The sequence below is a fragment of the Blastococcus sp. KM273128 genome (assembly GCF_021698975.1).
Lineage (GTDB): Bacteria > Actinomycetota > Actinomycetes > Mycobacteriales > Geodermatophilaceae > Blastococcus.
Map to the genome: position 1 here is coordinate 1 of NZ_SSXA01000084.1, position 16,862 is coordinate 16,862.

Consider the following 16,862-nt stretch of genomic DNA (forward strand, 5'->3'; position numbering starts at 1 on the left):
ACCCGCACCGGGGGCCGGGCGCGGGGGGTCCCCGCCCGGCCCCCGGTGCGGGTGGTCCGCGTCCCGGTCCGGGCGGTCCCCGTCCCGGCGCCGGCCCCGGCGGTCCCCGCCCGGCGGCCGGTCCGGGTGGTCCCCGGCCGAACCCGGGCATGATGCCGCAGCGTCCCTCGCCGGGGATGATGCCGCCCCGTCCCGCCGGTGGTGGCCGGCCGGGCGGTCCGGGCGGTGCCGGTCGCGGCCGCCCGGGTGGTCCCGGTGCCGGTGGCGGCTTCCGTCCCGGCGGCGGCGGTGGCGGTGCCCCCGCCGGCGGTGGCTTCCGCGGTGGCGGCGGTGGCCGCGGCCGTGGTCGCGGTGGCTCGGGTGCCGGTACGGCCGGTGCCTTCGGGCGTCCCGGTGGCCGGGGCCCGGTCCGCGGGCGCAAGAGCAAGAAGCAGCGGCGTCAGGAGTTCGACTCGATGGCGGCGCCCAGCATGGGTGGCGTCAGCCTGCCGCGCGGCAACGGGCAGACCGTCCGGCTGCCCCGCGGTGCCTCGCTGACCGACCTGGCCGAGCGCATCAACGCCCAGCCCGCCGCGCTGGTGACCGCCCTGTTCCACCTGGGCGAGATGGTCACCGCCACGCAGTCGGTCAACGACGAGACGCTGCAGCTGCTCGGTGCCGAGATCGGCTGGGTCATCCAGGTCGTCAGCCCCGAGGACGAGGACCGCGAGCTCCTCGAGACCTTCGACCTCACCTTCGGTGACGAGGAGGGCGACGAGGAGGACTGGGCCGCCCGTCCGCCGGTGGTGACCGTCATGGGTCACGTCGACCACGGGAAGACCAAGCTGCTGGACGCCCTGCGGGACGCGAACGTGGTGGCCCGCGAGGCCGGCGGCATCACCCAGCACATCGGCGCCTACCAGATCGTCACCGAGCTGGAGGGCCAGGAGCGGCCGGTCACCTTCATCGACACCCCGGGTCACGAGTCGTTCACCGCGATGCGTGCCCGAGGCGCGAAGGTCACCGACATCGTCGTGCTGGTCGTCGCGGCCGACGACGGCGTCATGCCGCAGACGGTCGAGGCGCTCAACCATGCCCAGGCCGCCGAGGTCCCGATCGTGGTCGCGGTGAACAAGGTGGACAAGGAGGGGGCCAACCCCGCCAAGATCCGCCAGCAGCTCACCGAGTACGGCCTGGTCGCCGAGGAGTACGGCGGCGAGACGATGTTCGTCGACGTCTCGGCGATCACCCGGCAGGGTCTCGACGACCTGCTCGCGGCGATCCTGCTGACCGCCGACGCCTCGCTGGACCTGCGCGCGAACACCGAGCAGGACCCGCAGGGTGTGGTCATCGAGGGCAAGCTGGACAAGGGCCGCGGCCCCGTCGCGACCGTCCTCGTCCAGCGCGGCACGCTGCGCCAGGGCGACTCGATCGTGGCCGGCGACGCCTACGGCCGCGTCCGGTCGCTGCTCGACGAGCACGGCAACAAGCTGAAGGAGGCCCTGCCGGCCCGCCCCGTGCAGGTCGTGGGTCTCACCTCGGTGCCCCGTGCCGGTGACACCTTCCTCGTCGTCGACGAGGACCGCGTCGCCCGGCAGATCGCCGACCGCCGCCAGGCCCGCATCCGCAACGCGCAGAACGCCTCGATGCGCAAGCGGATCAGCCTGGAGGACCTCGACGCGGCGCTCAAGGAGAACCGCCAGCTCAACCTGATCATCAAGGGCGACAACTCGGGCACCGTCGAGGCGCTCGAAGAGGCGCTGATGAAGATCGAGGTCGACGACGAGATCTCGCTGCGGGTCATCCACCGCGGCGTCGGCGGCATCACCAAGAGCGACATCGACCTCGCGCTGGCCGACGACGTCATCGTCCTGGGCTTCAACGTCCGGGCCGAGGGCCAGGCCACCGAGCTCGCCAACCGCGAGGGGGTGGACGTCCGGTACTACACGGTCATCTACCAGGCGATCGACGAGATCGAAGCCGCGCTCAAGGGCATGCTCAAGCCGATCTACGAGGAGGTCCAGCTCGGCACGGCGGAGGTCCGCGAGGTCTTCCGGGTGCCGAAGGTCGGCAACGTCGCCGGTTCGCTGGTCCGCAGCGGCACGATCGTGCGCAACTCGAAGGCGCGCCTGATCCGTGACGGTGCCGTCGTCGCCGACAACCTGTCGGTCGAGTCGCTCCGCCGCTTCAAGGACGACGCGACCGAGGTCCGCGAGGGTTACGAGTGCGGTATCGGCCTGGGGTCGTTCAACGACATCAAGGTCGACGACGTCATCGAGACCTTCGAGCTGCGCGAGAAGCCGCGCGACTGAGTCAGATGACCCCTTGCCCCCCACTGCGAGCGGGTGACGTGCTGGAACGGCCCTCCTGCAGGGTCCCGGCGCGAGCCCGCGAGCGGTGGGGGGCAGGGGTGGCCCCCTTCCGGGGCCCGCTGCGAGCGTGCGAGTAGTGGGGTGAAGGGGGTCCTTCCAGTGTTCACCGGCACGCTCACCGCCGACCTGCTGCTGGGCGACGTCCACTCGCTCAAGGGCAAGCGGTCGGTCGTCCGGCCGATCGTCGCCGAGCTGCGGCGGCGGTTCGCCGTCGCAGCGGCGGAGGTCGGCGACCAGGACCTGCACCGCCGGGTGCAGATCGGCCTCGCCACCGTCGCCGGCGAGGCGGCCCAGGTCGCCGACGTCCTCGACGCCTGCGAGCGGTTGCTGGCCGACCGCCCGGAGGTGACGCTGCTGTCGACGCACCGGCAGCTGTTCAGCGACACCGATTGAGGACCTCGTCGCCCCCCACCCCTCGCTCCGCTCGGGGCGGGCTTCTGCGACGAGGCCGTTCCATCCCGTTATCAGGAGGTCCCGATGGCTGATCCGGCTCGCGCTCGCAAGCTGGCGGTGCGCATCCGGCAGATCGTCTCCGCGACGATCGAGCACCAGATCAAGGACCCCCGCTTGGGCATGGTCACGATCACCGACGCCCGGGTGACCAGCGACCTCCGCGAGGCCACGGTGTTCTACACCGTCTACGGCGACGAGGCGCAGGTCGCCGACTCGGCCAAGGCGCTCACCAGCGCCACCGGGGTGCTGCGGTCCACCGTCGGCCGGCAGACCGGCATCAAGTTCGTGCCGTCGCTGACCTTCGTCGCCGACATGGTGCCCGACACCGCGCGGGAGCTCGAGCAGGCGCTCGAGCGGGCCCGGCACGCCGACGAGGAGCTGGCTCGCGCCCGGGAGGGCGCAAGCTACGCCGGCGAGGCCGACCCCTACCGGCGGCCCGCGGAGGACGAGGACGACGACGAGGACGGCAGGGACAGCCCGGCCGCAGCCGCGACCGCCGATGACGGCGGCGAGGACCTGACGCCCCGGACGAGGAGCACGCTGTGAGCGAGAACGACCCCGATCCGAACCTGCCCGACGAGGGTCACGGCCGCGCCGAGCTGGGCGGCCGGCCGGCCCCCGACGCCGGGGACCCGACCCAGGGCGGCCGGCGCGGCCAGATCGGCGACGCGCCGAGCATCGCCGAGGACGAGCCGGACGACGGCGGCCCGGGCTACCCCGTGGGCGGCGGCGACATCACCGAGCGGCAGGGCGGCCGGGTCGCCGACCCCGACCCCGCCGGGTGACCGCCCCGACCCCGGGCGGGGATCCCGTCTCCGCCACGCGGTCGGCCGTAGCGGTGCTCGCCGAGGCGGCCCGCGAACGGGCGACCGTGGTGCTCTCCGGTCACGTGCAGCCCGACGCCGACGCCCTCGGCAGCACCCTGGCGCTCGCCGAGGGGCTGCGCCGGCGCGGCGCACGGGTGCTCGCCACCTTCCCGGGCCGGTTCACGCTGCCCGCCTCGCTGGCGTGGATCCCGTGTGCCGGCGGCATGGTGCCCGCCGACGCCGTCCCGTCGTCCCCGGACGTCTTCGTCAGCCTCGACGCGGCCTCGCCCGGGCGCCTCGGGGAGCTGGCCCCGCTGCTCGACCGGGCGCGCACCTCCGTCGTCGTCGACCACCACGCCAGCAACCCCGGCTTCGGGCGGGTGCGGCTGGTGGACCCGGCCGCCCCCGCGACCGTCACGCTCGTGGCCGACCTGCTCGACGGGCTGGGCGTGGCGCTGGACGAGCGGCTCGCCACCTGCCTCTACGCCGGGCTGGCCGCCGACACCGGCTCCTTCCGGTTCGGCAGCACCCGGCCGGAGACCCACGAGCTCGCCGCCCGCCTGCTCGCCACCGGAATCGACCACGCCGAGATCAGCCGCCGGCTGTTCGACACCGCCCCCTTCGGCTGGCTGGGGCTGCTCTCGGTCGTCGCCGGGCGCGCCGTCCTCGAGCGCGAGGTGGGCGCGGGCCTGGTGTGGACGTGGTCGAGCACCGCCGAGGCCGCCGAGCACGGCCTGCCCGGCGAGCAGCTCGAGGCGCTGGTCGACGTCGTCCGGTCCACCGCGGAGGCCGACGTCGCCTGCGTGCTCAAGGGTCAGGACGACGGGACGTGGTCGGTGTCGCTCCGGTCCCGCGGGGCCACCGACGTGGCCCGGGTGGCCACGGCCCTCGGCGGGGGCGGCCACCGCGCGGCGGCGGGCTACACCTCCCACCTCGACCGGGAGAAGACGGTGGAGTGCCTGCGCGCGGAGCTCCACGCGCCATGACTCCGCGGTCCTCCGGACCGCACCGCGGCGACCGCGATCCGGCGGGGCTCGCCTCCCGGCCGGCGTCCGTGCCTGCCCTCGCGGCGCCGGCGCTGGTCGTGCTCGCGGCCGAGCCGTTGTACCTGCTCGTCGACACCGCCGTCGTCGGCAACCTCGGGACCGTCGCGCTCGGCGGCCTCGCCGTCGGGGGCGGTCTGCTGGCGTGGGCCGCCGCGCTGCTGAACTTCCTCGCCTACGGCACCACCGCGCGCGCCGCGCGCCGCGCCGGCGCCGGTGACCGCGCCGGGGCCGTCGAGGAGGGCGTGCAGGCGACCTGGCTCGCGCTCGGTCTCGGCGTGCTCGTGCTCGCCCTGTTCCAGGGGCTGGCCGGGCCGCTGACCCGGGCGCTCGCCGGCGGCGCCGGGCCGGTCGCCGAGGCGGGGGAGGGGTGGCTGCGGGTGGCCTCCTTCGGCGCCCCGCTGCTGCTGGTGTCGCTGGCCGGGAACGGCTGGCTGCGCGGGGTGCAGGAGCTGCGGCGCCCGGTGCGCTACGTCGTCGCGGGCAGCCTGCTGAGCCTCGTGCTGTGCCCGCTCCTGGTTCACCCGGTGGGGCTGGGCCTGGTCGGCTCCGCCTGGGCGAACGTGGCCGGGCAGGCGCTCACCGCCGCGCTGTTCGTCCGGGCGCTGCTGCGCGAGGACGCCGGCTGGGCCGCGCGCCCGCGCGCGATCGTGCGCCAGCTGGTCATCGGCCGCGACCTGCTGCTGCGCGCGGCGGTGCTCCAGCTGTCGTTCCTCGTCGCGGCCGGGGTCGCCGCGCGCGCGGGGACCGCAGCCCTGGGGGCGCACCAGATCGCGCTCCAGCTGTTCTTCTTCCTCGCCCTGGTGCTGGACGCCTACGCCATCGCCGCGCAGACCCTCGTCGGCCACGCCCTCGGTGCCGGCCGACCCGCGGAGGCCCGCGCCACCGCGCGCCGGGTGGTGCTGTGGGGCCTGGGCACCGGCTGCCTCGTGGCCGCCGTGCTGCTCGCGCTCCGCGACGTCCTGCCGCCGCTGTTCACCGACGACCCCGCGGTGCTCGCGCAGGCCGCCGTCGTCTGGTGGTTCCTGGCCTGCTTCCAGCCGCTGGCCGGCGTGGTGTTCGCCCTCGACGGGGTTCTCATGGGCGCCGGCGACGTCGGCTACCTGCGCACCGTCACCATCGCCGCCGCGCTGACCGGTTTCCTGCCGCTGTCGCTGCTGGCCGGGCCGCTGGACCTCGGCCTCGCCGGCATCTGGACCGGGCTGACGCTGTTCATCGGCCTGCGGCTGCTGGCCGTCCTGGTGCGGGTGGCGGGTGATCGGTGGCTGGGCGCACCTGAGACCGTGAGGGCGTGAGCCCCCGACGCCCCGACGCCGACGTCCCGCCCGGCCTGCTGCTCGTGGACAAGCCCGGCGGCATGACGTCCCACGACGTCGTCGCCCGCGCCCGCCGCGCGCTGTCGGTGCGCAAGGTCGGGCACGCCGGCACCCTCGACCCCATGGCCACCGGCCTGCTGGTCCTGGGCGTCGGCACCGCGACGCGGCTGCTCGGGTACGTCGGCGGCCACGACAAGACCTACGAGGCCACCATCCGGTTCGGGCAGGCCACGGTCACCGACGATCGCGAGGGCGAGGTGCTCGCGACCGCCTCGACCGCGGGCATCGACGACGACGCCGTGCGTGCCGCGCTCGCCGCGCAGACCGGCGCGCTGCAGCAGGTCCCGTCCTCGGTGAGCGCGGTCAAGGTCGCCGGGGTGCGCTCCTACGACCGGGTGCGCGCGGGGGAGGCCGTGGAGCTCGCGCCCCGCTCGGTGACCGTGCACCGCCTCGGGGTGCACCGCACCACCCGCCCCGAGCCCGACCTGGTCGACGTCGACGTGACCGTCGACTGCACCGCGGGCACCTACATCCGCGCCATCGCCCGCGACGCCGGTGCGGCCCTGGGCGTGGGTGGCCACCTGACCGCGCTGCGCCGCACCGCCTCGGGCCCCTTCACGATCGCGCAGGCGGGCACCGTCGAGGATGCCGCCGCGTCGCTGGTCGCCGGCGGCGGCCCGGGCTTCCTGCCGCTCACCGAGGCGGCCCGGCTGGTCTTCCCCGAGCGACCGCTCACCGCCGACGAGGCCCGGGCGCTGGGCTACGGGCAGCGGATACCGGCCACCGGCGCGGCCGGCCTGCACGCCGCCGTGGACCCCGACGGGCGGCTGACGGCGCTGGTCGAGGACGCCGGGCGCACGGCGCGCGTCGTCGTCGGCTTCCCGCCGGCCTGAGCCGGTGGCAGCCTGGCGCCCGTGACCCTCGACGCCCGCCTGGCCGACCTCGACGCGCTGCTGCGCCCGCTGCCCGGGGTGCTCGTCGCGTTCTCCGGTGGCGTGGACTCCGGCGTCCTGCTCGCCGCCGCGGTCCGCTCGCTGGGTGCCGGCCGGGTGGTCGCGGCCACCGCCGTCTCGCCGAGCCTGCCCGCTGCCGAGCTCGCCGGCGCGGAGGAGTTCGCCGCGTCGCTGGGGGTCCGGCACGAGCGGCCGCGCACCGACGAGCTGTCCCGCCCGGGCTACCGCGCCAACGCCGGTGACCGGTGCGCCTTCTGCAAGACCGAGCTGGTCGAGGTGCTCCTCCCGCTGGCCGGCCGGCTGGGCATCGACGACGTCGTCACCGGCACCAACGCCGACGACGTCGTGGCGGGCTTCCGGCCCGGCATCCGCGCGGCGGCCGAGCGGGGCGCCTGGACGCCGCTGGCGCGCGCCGGGCTGACCAAGGACGACGTCCGCGCCGCCGCCCGCCGCTGGGGGCTGCCGCTGGCCGAGAAGCCCGCCGCGGCCTGCCTGGCCAGCCGGATCGCCTACGGGGTGCCGGTGTCGGCCGCGGGGCTGGCCCGCGTCGAGCGCGCCGAGGCGGCGCTGCGGTCCGCGCTCGCGGCCGCCGGGCTGCCGGTGCGCGACCTGCGGGTGCGCGACCTGGGCGGGGACGTGGCCCGGGTGGAGGTCGACGCGGCGCTGGTGGACGAGGTCGCGGCGGGGGTCGACCTGCGCACGGCCGTTCCCGGTTTCGGCAGGGTGGAGCTCGACCCCCGGGGTTTCCGCTCGGGGGCGATGAACGAGCTGCTGCCGGACCCCGTGCGCTACCGCTGAGCGGCGCGGACGATGCGGGCGGCGGCCACCCCGGCCCCGAACCCGTTGTCGATGTTCACGACGAGCACCCCGGGCGCGCAGGCGGTGAGCATGGTGAGCAGCGCGGCCAGCCCCTCGAACGCCGCGCCGTAGCCCACCGACGTGGGGACGGCGACGACGAGGCGGTCGGTCAGCCCGGCGACGACGCTGGGCAGCGCGCCGTCCATCCCGGCGACCACGACGACCGCGTCGGCCGCGGCCAACTCGGGGGCGACGGCGAGCACGCGGTGGATGCCCGCGACCCCGACGTCGTCCACCCGCCGGCTGCCCACGCCGCAGGCCCGCAGCGTGGCGGCGACCTCCGCGGCCACCGGCCCGTCGGAGGTGCCCGCGGTCAGCACCAGCACCTCGCCGACCGGCTCCGGCGGCGTGCCCACGGAGGCACACCCGCCGTCCTCGTCCACGACGGCGTCCGGCCACCGCTCGCGGATCGCCGCCGCGGTCGCGCCGTCCACCCGGCTGGCCCAGGCGAACCCGGCCGCGCAGCCCTCGAGCAGGGCGGCCAGGCAGGCGACGGTCTGGTCGGGCGTCTTGCCGGCCGCGAACACCACCTCCGGCGTACCGGTCCGGGACTCGCGGTCGAGGTCCAGGCGGGCGAAGCCGAGGTCTGCGGTGCGGGGGGCGCTCACCTGCACCAGCGTGCCGCACGCGCGACCGGCCGTGCGGTTGGCGCCCGCGCCGTCCGGGAAGGAGCCGCACCATGAGCGTCGTCAAGATCAACGCGATCACCGTGCCGAAGGACAAGCAGGAGCGCTTCGAGGAGCGGTTCCGCGGGCGCGCCGGGGCCGTGGAGACCACGCCGGGCTTCGAGTGGTTCGAGCTGCTCCGCCCGGTCGAGGGCACCGACCAGTACCTGGTCTACACGCGGTGGAGCAGCGTGGAGGCCTACGAGGCCTGGCAGTCCAGCCAGGACTTCGACCGCGCCCACGACGGCGGCGGCGACACCCTCGCCTCCGCCGCCCCGCACTCGGCGCACGTCTGGACCTACGAGGTGCTCGAGACCGCCGGGCCGAAGGGCGAGCACCAGGGGCAGGCCTGAGCCGGGCTAGGGTGACGGCACCGGCCCCGCACGCCCGCGGGCCGGTGCCGTTCCCTCGCACGCCCGGGTAGGAGCCATGACCGACACGCTCGCCGACAACCGCACCTCGTCCCGGACGTTCGTCGAGGGCGTGCCGGTGGTCGTGGAGGACGTGCAGCGTCGCTCCACCACCGAGCGCCAGGAGCTGCTCGCCGACCCCGGTTTCGGCCGCTACTTCACCGACCACATGTTCGTGGCCCGGCACCAGGTCGGCCGCGGCTGGTACGACGCCCGGCTCACGCAGTACGGGCCGCTGCCGATGGACCCCGGCACCGCCGCCCTGCACTACGCCCAGTCGATCTTCGAGGGGCTCAAGGCCTACGCCCAGCCCGACGGCAGCGTGGCCACCTTCCGCCCCGAGGCCAACGCCGCGCGGTTCGTCCGCAGCGCCGAGCGGCTGGCGATGCCGCCGGTGCCCGAGGAGGCGTTCCTCGCCGCCGTCGACGCGCTCGTCGACGCCGACCGCGACTGGGTGCCCACCGGGCCGGACCAGACGCTGTACCTGCGCCCGTACCAGCTGGCCAGCGAGTCCTTCCTCGGCGTCCGGCCGGCGCACGAGTACCTCTTCCTCGTCATCGCGAGCCCGGCCGGCGCCTACTTCCCGCGCGGCGTCCACCCGGTCTCGGTCTTCGTCTCCGAGGACTACGTGCGGGCCGCGCCCGGCGGCACCGGCGACGTGAAGTGCGCCGGCAACTACGCCGCCAGCCTCCGCCCGCAGCAGCAGGCCAGCGAGCTCGGCTGCGACCAGGTCGTCTACCTCGACGCCGTGGAGCGGCGCTACATCGAGGAGCTGGGCGGGATGAACCTGTTCTTCGTGCTGGGCTCCGGCGCGGACGCCGAGCTGGTCACCCCTGAGCTCTCCGGCACGCTGCTGCCGGGCATCACCCGCGACTCGCTGATCACGGTGGCCCGGGAGCTGGGGCACCGCGTGACCGAGCGGAAGGTGACCCTCGACGAGTGGCGCAGCGGCGCGCTCGACGGCTCGATCACCGAGACCTTCGCCTGCGGGACCGCCGCCGTCATCACGCCGGTCGGCCAGATCCGCGCCCGCACCGGTGACTTCACCGTGGGCGACGGCGAGCCCGGCCCGCTCACCATGCGGCTGCGCGAGACGCTGCTCGACATCCAGCACGGGCGGGTGGCCGACACCCACGGCTGGCTGCACCGGGTCTCCTGACCGCGGCGGGGGACGGTCGCGTGCTGCGCTGGCGGGGGCTGGAGTCCACCCCGGGGGACCTCGGGCGGACCGTGGTCACCGTCGGGATGTACGACGGGGTGCACCGCGGGCACCAGGAGCTCATCGGCGCCGCCGTCGCACGCGCCCGCGCGATGCGGCGTCCCTGCCTGCTGCTGACGTTCGACCCGCACCCGGCCGAGGTCGTGCGGCCGGGGTCGCACCCGGCCATCCTCACCTCGCTGGACCGCAAGGCGGAGCTGGTTGCCGAGCTCGGCGTGGACGCCATGTGCGTGCTGCCGTTCACCGCGGAGTTCATGAAGCTCCCGCCGGAGACCTTCACGCACACCGTGCTCGTCGAGCGGCTGCACGCCGCGCAGGTGGTGGTGGGGCAGAACTTCACCTACGGCCACCGCGCGGCCGGCACCGTCACCTCGCTGACCGAGGAGGGGCGCCGCTTCGGCTTCGCCGTCGAGGGGGTGCCCCTGGCGCAGGACGCCTCGGAGGACGGCGAGGTGACCATCTCCTCGACCTACGTCCGCGCCTGCGTCGCCGCCGGCGACCTGGTGCCCGCGGCCCGGGCGCTGGGCCGGCCGCACCGCGTCGACGGCGTCGTCGTGCGCGGCGACCGGCGCGGCCGCGACCTCGGGTACCCGACGGCCAACGTGGAGACGCCGCCGTACACCGCGATCCCCGCCGACGGCGTCTACGCGGGTCACCTGGTCACCCGTGACCCCCGCAGCGGGGCCAGCCTGGAGCGTTTCCCGGCGGCGATCTCTGTGGGGACCAACCCCACCTTCCAGGGCAGCCGCCGCACCGTCGAGGCCTACGTGCTCGACTACGAGGGCGACCTCTACGGCGAGCACGTCGGCGTCGAGTTCGCCCACCGGCTCCGCCCGATGGCCGCCTTCGCCGACGTCGACGGCCTGCTCACCGCCATGGCCAAGGACGTCGAGGACACCCGCCACGTCCTGGGGTTGACGAACTGACCCGTTCGGGTCGCCCCCACTCGGTCCGACCGGTCCGATCACCGCTGGTAGTCTTGCCGGCAGCCGTGCACGCACGGCTGTGTGAGAGCTGCCCTCGTGAGTCAGACCGGGGGCCACACGTGACCCGCCCAGGAGGCGAACCATGGCGCTCGACAGCGCGACGAAGCAGCAGATCATGACCGAGTACGCCACGGTCGACAAGGACACCGGTTCGCCCGAGGTGCAGGTCGCGATGCTGTCCCGCCGGATCAGCGACCTGACCGAGCACCTCCGGCACCACAAGCACGACCACCACAGCCGGCGGGGCCTGCTCCTGCTGGTCGGCCGGCGCCGCCGGCTGCTGAACTACCTGGCGAAGACCGACATCAACCGCTACCGGTCGCTGATCGAGCGGCTCGGCCTGCGCCGCTAGCACGTCGAGGGGACCGCTCCGGGCAACCGGGACGGTCCCCTCTCTCGTGCGGCACCCGCCGCACGAGCCACGGCCAGCCCGCCCCACGCGCCCGTCGCAGAGGGCCGGTCCTCGGTAGTGGCCCCCGGGACACCCCGTGACAGGGGAGTGGACCCCCGTCCGACGGGGAACCAGCACCGCCCGAGGGCTTCGATCGAAGACCGGTCGCCCCGGACGCCCACGGCGTGCAGCGCCGTACGAGGAAGTCGCACCCGGCAAGGGGCCGGCTGCGACCAGACGAGAGAAGGACAGCGTGTCCGCACCCACCACCAGCGGCCCGATCGCCGCCGAGTTCGACCCCGAGGACGGGGTCACCACCGCCACCGCGGTCATCGACAACGGCAGCTTCGGCAGCCGCAGCATCACCTTCGAGACCGGCCGGCTGGCCAAGCAGGCCGCCGGCTCGGTCGTCGTGACGATGGGCGACAGCATGCTGCTGTCGGCCACCACGGCCGGCCGCCAGCCCAAGGAGCACTTCGACTTCTTCCCGCTGACGGTCGACGTCGAGGAGCGCATGTACGCCGCGGGCCGCATCCCCGGCTCGTTCTTCCGCCGCGAGGGCCGGCCCTCCGAGGACGCCATCCTCACCTGCCGGCTCATCGACCGCCCGCTGCGGCCGACCTTCGCCAAGGGCCTGCGCAACGAGGTCCAGGTCGTCATCACCGTCATGGCGCTGGACCCCGAGCACCTCTACGACGTCATGGCCATCAACGGCGCGTCGGCCTCCACCCAGCTGTCCGGCCTGCCGTTCTCCGGCCCGGTCGGTGGCACCCGCGTCGCGCTCATCCGCGGCCAGTGGGTCGCCTTCCCGACCCACGCGGAGCTTGAGGAGGCCGTCTTCGACATGGTCGTGGCCGGCCGCCTCCTGCCGGACGGCGACGTCGCGATCATGATGGTCGAGGCCGAGGCCACCGAGAAGACCATCGAGCTCGTCGCCGGTGGCGCCAGCGCCCCGACCGAGGAGGTCGTGGCCCAGGGCCTCGAGGCCGCCAAGCCCTTCATCAAGGCGCTGTGCGAGGCCCAGTCCGCCCTGGCCGCCAAGGCCGCCAAGCCGGTCGCGGAGTTCCCGCGCTTCCTGGACTACCAGGACGACGTGTACGCCGCCGTCGAGTCCGCCGCCCTGACCCGCCTCGGCGAGGTGCAGGCCATCGCGGGCAAGCAGGAGCGCGAGGAGGCCACCGACGCGCTCAAGGACGAGGTCAAGGCCCAGCTCGCCGACCAGTTCGAGGGTCGCGAGAAGGAGGTGTCGGCCGCCTTCCGCGCTGTCACCAAGAAGGTCGTCCGGCAGCGCATCCTGCGTGACAAGGTCCGCATCGACGGCCGTGGCGTCACCGACATCCGGCCGCTGTCGGCCGAGGTCGAGGTCGTGCCGCGCGTGCACGGCTCGGCGCTGTTCGAGCGCGGCGAGACCCAGATCCTGGGCATCACCACGCTGAACATGCTCCGCATGGAGCAGCAGCTGGACACGCTGTCGCCGGACAACCGCAAGCGCTACATGCACAACTACAACTTCCCGCCGTACTCCACCGGCGAGACCGGCCGCGTGGGCTCGCCCAAGCGGCGCGAGATCGGCCACGGTGCGCTCGCCGAGCGCGCGCTGCTGCCCGTGCTGCCCGACCGCGAGGAGTTCCCCTACGCGATCCGGCAGGTCTCCGAGGCGCTGGGCTCCAACGGCTCCACCTCGATGGGCTCGGTCTGCGCCTCGACGCTGGCCCTGCTCAACGCCGGTGTGCCGCTCCGGGCCCCGGTCGCCGGCATCGCCATGGGCCTTGTCTCCGACCAGGTCGACGGCAAGACCGAGTACGTCGCGCTGACCGACATCCTCGGCGCCGAGGACGCGTTCGGTGACATGGACTTCAAGGTCGCCGGCACGCGGGACTTCGTCACCGCCCTGCAGCTGGACACCAAGCTCGACGGCATCCCGTCCGACGTGCTCGCCCAGGCGCTGACCCAGGCCCGCGCCGCCCGCCTGCACATCCTCGACGTGATGAACGAGGCCATCGACGCCCCCGACGAGATGAGCCCGTACGCCCCGCGCGTGACCACGGTGCGCATCCCGGTCGACAAGATCGGTGCGGTCATCGGCCCCAAGGGCCAGATGATCAACGCGATCCAGGACGAGACCGGCGCGGACATCACCATCGAGGACGACGGCACCATCTACGTGGGTGCGTCCGACGGCCCCTCGGCCCAGGCCGCGGTGGACCGGATCAACGCCATCGCCAACCCGCAGATGCCCAAGGTGGGCGAGCGCTTCCTCGGCACGGTCGTGAAGACCACGCCGTTCGGCGCCTTCGTCTCCCTGCTGCCGGGCAAGGACGGCCTGGTGCACATCAGCAAGCTGGGTGCCGGCAAGCGCATCGGCAAGGTCGAGGACGTCGTGAACGTCGGCGACAAGCTCCAGGTCGAGATCACCGACATCGACGCCCGGGGCAAGATCAGCCTCGCGCCCGTCGCCGCCGAGGGTGCCGAGGCTCCCGCCGAGGCGCCGGCCGAGGCCGCGCCCGCGGGGGAGTGACCACGACGGATCTGATCCGGGCCGGGGTGGGCGCCGCTTCTCCGGGAGCGGCCCCCACCCCGGTTCCCGTCGGGACGACCGCGCTGCTCGACCTCGACGAGGTCGGCGGCCGGGTGGAACGCACGGAGCTCCCCGGGGGGCTCCGCGTGCTCACCGAGACGATGCCGGGGGTGCTGTCGGCGACCCTCGGCATCTGGGTGGGCGTGGGCTCGCGCGACGAGACGCCTGCCGTCGCGGGGGCGTCGCACTTCCTCGAGCACCTGCTGTTCAAGGGGACGACGTCGCGCGGGGCGCTGGAGATCGCCACCGCCATGGACGCCGTCGGCGGTGAGATGAACGCGTTCACCGCCAAGGAGCACACCTGCTACTACGCCAACGTGCTCGCCAGCGACCTCCCGCTGGCGGTCACCCTGCTGGCGGACCTGGTCACCGAGGCGACCAACACGGCGGCCGACCTCGAGTCCGAGCGCACGGTGGTGCTCGAGGAGATCGCCATGCGCGACGACGAGCCCTCGGACGCCGTGCACGACCTGTTCGCCGAGACCCTCTACGGGGACACCTCGCTGGGTCGCTCGGTGCTGGGCACCGTCGAGTCGATCGAGGCGCTGACGCGTGACGACGTCGACGGCTGGTACCGCGAGCGCTACGCCGCCCCGTCCATAGTGGTGACGGCGGCCGGGCGGGTGGACCACCAGCAGGTGCTGGACCTGGTGACGGCGGCCTTCGGCGACCGGCTCTCGGGTCCAGCCCGCCCCGCACCGCTGCGCACGGGCGACGTCGAGCTGGTCCGCCCGGCGCACCGCACCGGGCTGATCTCCCGCCGGACCGAGCAGACGCACCTGCTGCTGGGCACGCCGGCGATGGGGCGGCTGGACGAGCGTCGCTACACCGCCGCCGTCCTGGACGCCGCCGTCGGCGGTGGCATGAGCTCCCGCCTGTTCCAGGAGATCCGCGAGAAGCGCGGGCTGGTGTACAGCGTCGGGTCGGCGCTGACCCACTACGCCGGCGCGGGGGCGTTCTCCGTCTACGCGGGGTGCTCGAAGAAGCGCGTGCCCGAGGTGCTGCGGCTGGTCCGCGACGAGCTCGGGCGGGTTGCCGCCGACGGGCTCACCGCCGAGGAGGTGGCCCGTGCGTGCGGGCAGCTCAAGGGCGGGCTGGTCCTGGGCCTGGAGGACACCGGCTCGCGCATGAGCCGGCTCGGCAAGAGCGAGCTCTCCTACGGCGAGTACGTGCCGGTGCGCGACGTCCTCGCACGCATCGAGTCGGTGGACGAGGAGCAGGTGCGGTCGGTGGCGGGGGAGCTGTTCGGCCGGGAGACCTGCCTGGCCGTGGTCGGCCCGTACCGCGAGTCCGACCTCGACCGGCTCTGACCCGGCGCATGCCGACGACCCGGACCGGGCTCCCGCAGGCGGCCTTCGCCGTCGCGCTGCTGGTGTCCGCCGTCGTCCTCTTCCTGCCCTCCTCGGGGGTGCCGACCGCGCCCCCGGGCACCGACAAGGTGGTCCACCTGCTCGTCTTCGCCGCGCTGGCGGGGACGGGCCGGTGGGCCGGGATGCCCCGGGTTCCGCTGGGTGCCGCGCTCCTCGCCTATGCGGTGGGCAGCGAGCTGGTGCAGGGGCTCACCCCGATCGGCCGGTCCATGTCGGCCGCCGACGTCGTCGCGGACGTGGTGGGGATCGTGCTGGGACTGCTCGTGTGGGAGGCGCTCACCCGCCGGGAGCGCTGATCCGGGGCCTGCCTTGCGCGGGGACGCCGGGCCGGGAAACCTGACCGCGTGACCACGACCGCACCCCACCAGCAGCCCGCTCCCGCCGACCGGGAGTCCCCCCTCATCCCGGTGGGGGTGCTCGGGGCCCGCGGGCGGATGGGCACCGAGGTGGTCAAGGCGGTGAACGACGCCGACGACCTCGAGCTGGTGGCCATGGTCGACGACGGCGACTGGCTGTTCAACGTGGCCGATGCCGGCGCCCAGGTCGTCGTCGACTTCACCCGTCCCGACGTGGTGATGGACAACATCCGGTTCTGCATCGACAACAACATCCACTGCGTCGTCGGGACGACCGGCTTCGACGAGGCCCGCCTGGCCACCGTCGCCGAGTGGCTGGAGCCCAAGCCGGAGGTCGGCGTGGTGATCGCCCCGAACTTCGGCATCGGCGCGATCCTCCTGATGCGCTTCGCGCAGGAAGCCGCGCGCTTCTTCCCGTCCGTCGAGGTCGTGGAGCTGCACCACCCGAACAAGGTGGACGCCCCCTCGGGGACGGCGGTGCGCACCGCCCGCCTCGTGGCGTCGGCCCGCCGGGCCGCCGGCCTGCCGCCGGCGCCGGACGCCACGACCGACGAGCTGCCCGGCGCCCGGGGTGCCGACGTCGAGGGGGTGCGCGTGCACGCCGTCCGGCTGGCCGGCCTCGTGGCGCACCAGGAGGTGCTGCTCGGGGCGGCCGGGGAGTCGCTGACCCTGCGGCACGACTCCTTCGACCGCGCCTCGTTCATGCCGGGTGTGCTGCTGGCGGTCCGCGAGATCGGCCGGCGCCCCGGTCTGACCGTGGGCATCGAGGGGCTGCTGGGGCTCTGAACGGGTTCCGCGACCTGCCCCCGGAGCGGATGAGGCGACGGCCGGCGGGCCGAAGGGCGGCCTGACCAGGGCCGATGCGCTCGCAGGGCGTGGACGGGCGCCGCCGTGTCGGGCGTCACGGCGTACCCGGTTTGACGTCGGGTCGGGGGCGCGTGTAACTTTCTTTCTGCGCCGCGCGGCCCGGGAGGGCCGCCGGGCCGGGGCCCGCGGGTAGCGGGTCTACCGGAAACCGGCGTAGAGTTGGACATCCAGCCAGAGGTGAGGCCCGGAAGGGTCGAGTTTCTGCGCGTCCGCTCCTTGAGAACTCAACAGCGTGCCGAA

At 74.5% G+C, this 16,862-nt stretch carries 17 protein-coding genes; 16 read left to right on the plus strand and 1 reads right to left on the minus strand.

Annotated elements, in window-relative coordinates; all coding sequences use genetic code 11:
• The first annotated feature begins 455 nt into the window (after nucleotides 1-455).
• The 8 genes from infB (at nucleotide 456) to larE (ending at nucleotide 7,720) form a co-directional block, all read left to right on the plus strand.
• On the plus strand, nucleotides 456-2,291 hold the full coding sequence (gene infB, locus E9529_RS18450; protein ID WP_236832732.1) for a translation initiation factor IF-2: 1,836 nt from the start codon (nucleotides 456-458) through the stop codon (nucleotides 2,289-2,291).
• A gap of 159 nt (nucleotides 2,292-2,450) precedes the next feature.
• Nucleotides 2,451-2,744 (plus strand): DUF503 domain-containing protein, encoded by a 294-nt coding sequence (locus E9529_RS18455; RefSeq protein ID WP_236832733.1) that lies wholly within the window; start codon nucleotides 2,451-2,453, stop codon nucleotides 2,742-2,744.
• Between the two features lie 84 nt (nucleotides 2,745-2,828).
• Nucleotides 2,829-3,350 carry a 30S ribosome-binding factor RbfA gene (gene rbfA / locus E9529_RS18460; RefSeq protein WP_236832734.1) on the plus strand — a complete coding sequence of 174 codons (522 nt, stop codon included), beginning with the start codon at nucleotides 2,829-2,831 and terminating at the stop codon, nucleotides 3,348-3,350.
• Complete coding sequence (locus E9529_RS18465) at nucleotides 3,347-3,589, plus strand: hypothetical protein (protein ID WP_236832735.1); 243 nt, start codon at nucleotides 3,347-3,349, stop codon at nucleotides 3,587-3,589. Before rbfA ends, E9529_RS18465 begins: the two co-directional genes overlap by 4 nt.
• Nucleotides 3,586-4,596, plus strand: coding sequence for a bifunctional oligoribonuclease/PAP phosphatase NrnA (locus E9529_RS22820; protein ID WP_236832736.1), 1,011 nt, complete (start codon nucleotides 3,586-3,588; stop codon nucleotides 4,594-4,596). The genes E9529_RS18465 and E9529_RS22820 overlap by 4 nt, the downstream gene beginning before the upstream one ends.
• Nucleotides 4,597-4,664: 68 nt before the next feature.
• Nucleotides 4,665-5,948, plus strand: coding sequence for an MATE family efflux transporter (locus E9529_RS18475; RefSeq protein WP_236832737.1), 1,284 nt, complete (start codon nucleotides 4,665-4,667; stop codon nucleotides 5,946-5,948).
• Nucleotides 5,945-6,862: a tRNA pseudouridine(55) synthase TruB gene (gene truB / locus E9529_RS18480; RefSeq protein ID WP_236832738.1), complete on the plus strand. Its 918-nt coding sequence runs from the start codon at nucleotides 5,945-5,947 to the stop codon at nucleotides 6,860-6,862. Before E9529_RS18475 ends, truB begins: the two co-directional genes overlap by 4 nt.
• Before the next feature lie 21 nt (nucleotides 6,863-6,883).
• Nucleotides 6,884-7,720, plus strand: coding sequence for an ATP-dependent sacrificial sulfur transferase LarE (gene larE / locus E9529_RS18485; RefSeq protein WP_236832739.1), 837 nt, complete (start codon nucleotides 6,884-6,886; stop codon nucleotides 7,718-7,720).
• Here larE and larB read toward each other — a convergent pair.
• Nucleotides 7,711-8,388 carry a nickel pincer cofactor biosynthesis protein LarB gene (gene larB / locus E9529_RS18490; protein WP_236832740.1) on the minus strand — a complete coding sequence of 226 codons (678 nt, stop codon included), beginning with the start codon at nucleotides 8,386-8,388 and terminating at the stop codon, nucleotides 7,711-7,713. The two genes, larE and larB, sit on opposite strands and share 10 nt — an antisense overlap.
• A 71-nt stretch (nucleotides 8,389-8,459) precedes the next feature.
• Between larB and E9529_RS18495 the strand changes: the two genes are divergently transcribed.
• From E9529_RS18495 to dapB, 8 genes are all read left to right on the plus strand, one after another.
• Nucleotides 8,460-8,798, plus strand: a complete 339-nt coding sequence (locus E9529_RS18495; RefSeq protein WP_236832741.1) for an antibiotic biosynthesis monooxygenase — start codon at nucleotides 8,460-8,462, stop codon at nucleotides 8,796-8,798.
• A 76-nt stretch (nucleotides 8,799-8,874) separates the two neighbouring features.
• Nucleotides 8,875-10,014 carry a branched-chain amino acid aminotransferase gene (locus tag E9529_RS18500; protein ID WP_236832742.1) on the plus strand — a complete coding sequence of 380 codons (1,140 nt, stop codon included), beginning with the start codon at nucleotides 8,875-8,877 and terminating at the stop codon, nucleotides 10,012-10,014.
• A 20-nt stretch (nucleotides 10,015-10,034) separates the two neighbouring features.
• Nucleotides 10,035-11,000 carry a bifunctional riboflavin kinase/FAD synthetase gene (locus E9529_RS18505; RefSeq protein WP_236832743.1) on the plus strand — a complete coding sequence of 322 codons (966 nt, stop codon included), beginning with the start codon at nucleotides 10,035-10,037 and terminating at the stop codon, nucleotides 10,998-11,000.
• A gap of 142 nt (nucleotides 11,001-11,142) precedes the next feature.
• Nucleotides 11,143-11,412 (plus strand): 30S ribosomal protein S15, encoded by a 270-nt coding sequence (gene rpsO, locus E9529_RS18510; RefSeq protein WP_091933787.1) that lies wholly within the window; start codon nucleotides 11,143-11,145, stop codon nucleotides 11,410-11,412.
• A 292-nt stretch (nucleotides 11,413-11,704) separates the two neighbouring features.
• Nucleotides 11,705-13,969 carry a polyribonucleotide nucleotidyltransferase gene (locus E9529_RS18515; protein WP_236832744.1) on the plus strand — a complete coding sequence of 755 codons (2,265 nt, stop codon included), beginning with the start codon at nucleotides 11,705-11,707 and terminating at the stop codon, nucleotides 13,967-13,969.
• Nucleotides 13,966-15,339, plus strand: coding sequence for a pitrilysin family protein (locus tag E9529_RS18520; RefSeq protein WP_236832745.1), 1,374 nt, complete (start codon nucleotides 13,966-13,968; stop codon nucleotides 15,337-15,339). The genes E9529_RS18515 and E9529_RS18520 overlap by 4 nt, the downstream gene beginning before the upstream one ends.
• An 8-nt stretch (nucleotides 15,340-15,347) precedes the next feature.
• Nucleotides 15,348-15,695 (plus strand): VanZ family protein, encoded by a 348-nt coding sequence (locus E9529_RS18525; protein ID WP_236832746.1) that lies wholly within the window; start codon nucleotides 15,348-15,350, stop codon nucleotides 15,693-15,695.
• A 48-nt stretch (nucleotides 15,696-15,743) separates the two neighbouring features.
• Nucleotides 15,744-16,541, plus strand: coding sequence for a 4-hydroxy-tetrahydrodipicolinate reductase (dapB, locus tag E9529_RS18530; RefSeq protein ID WP_236832747.1), 798 nt, complete (start codon nucleotides 15,744-15,746; stop codon nucleotides 16,539-16,541).
• Nucleotides 16,542-16,862 lie beyond the last annotated feature (321 nt).

Bases quoted from the DNA above. Each gene is read 5' to 3' on its own strand.
- rpsO (WP_091933787.1), top strand. From the start codon at position 11,143: ATGGCGCTCGACAGCGCGACGAAGCAGCAGATCATGACCGAGTACGCC.
- E9529_RS18500 (WP_236832742.1), top strand. From the start codon at position 8,875: ATGACCGACACGCTCGCCGACAACCGCACCTCGTCCCGGACGTTCGTC.
- rbfA (WP_236832734.1), top strand. From the start codon at position 2,829: ATGGCTGATCCGGCTCGCGCTCGCAAGCTGGCGGTGCGCATCCGGCAG.
- E9529_RS18525 (WP_236832746.1), top strand. From the start codon at position 15,348: ATGCCGACGACCCGGACCGGGCTCCCGCAGGCGGCCTTCGCCGTCGCG.
- infB (WP_236832732.1), top strand. From the start codon at position 456: ATGGCGGCGCCCAGCATGGGTGGCGTCAGCCTGCCGCGCGGCAACGGG.
- E9529_RS18495 (WP_236832741.1), top strand. From the start codon at position 8,460: ATGAGCGTCGTCAAGATCAACGCGATCACCGTGCCGAAGGACAAGCAG.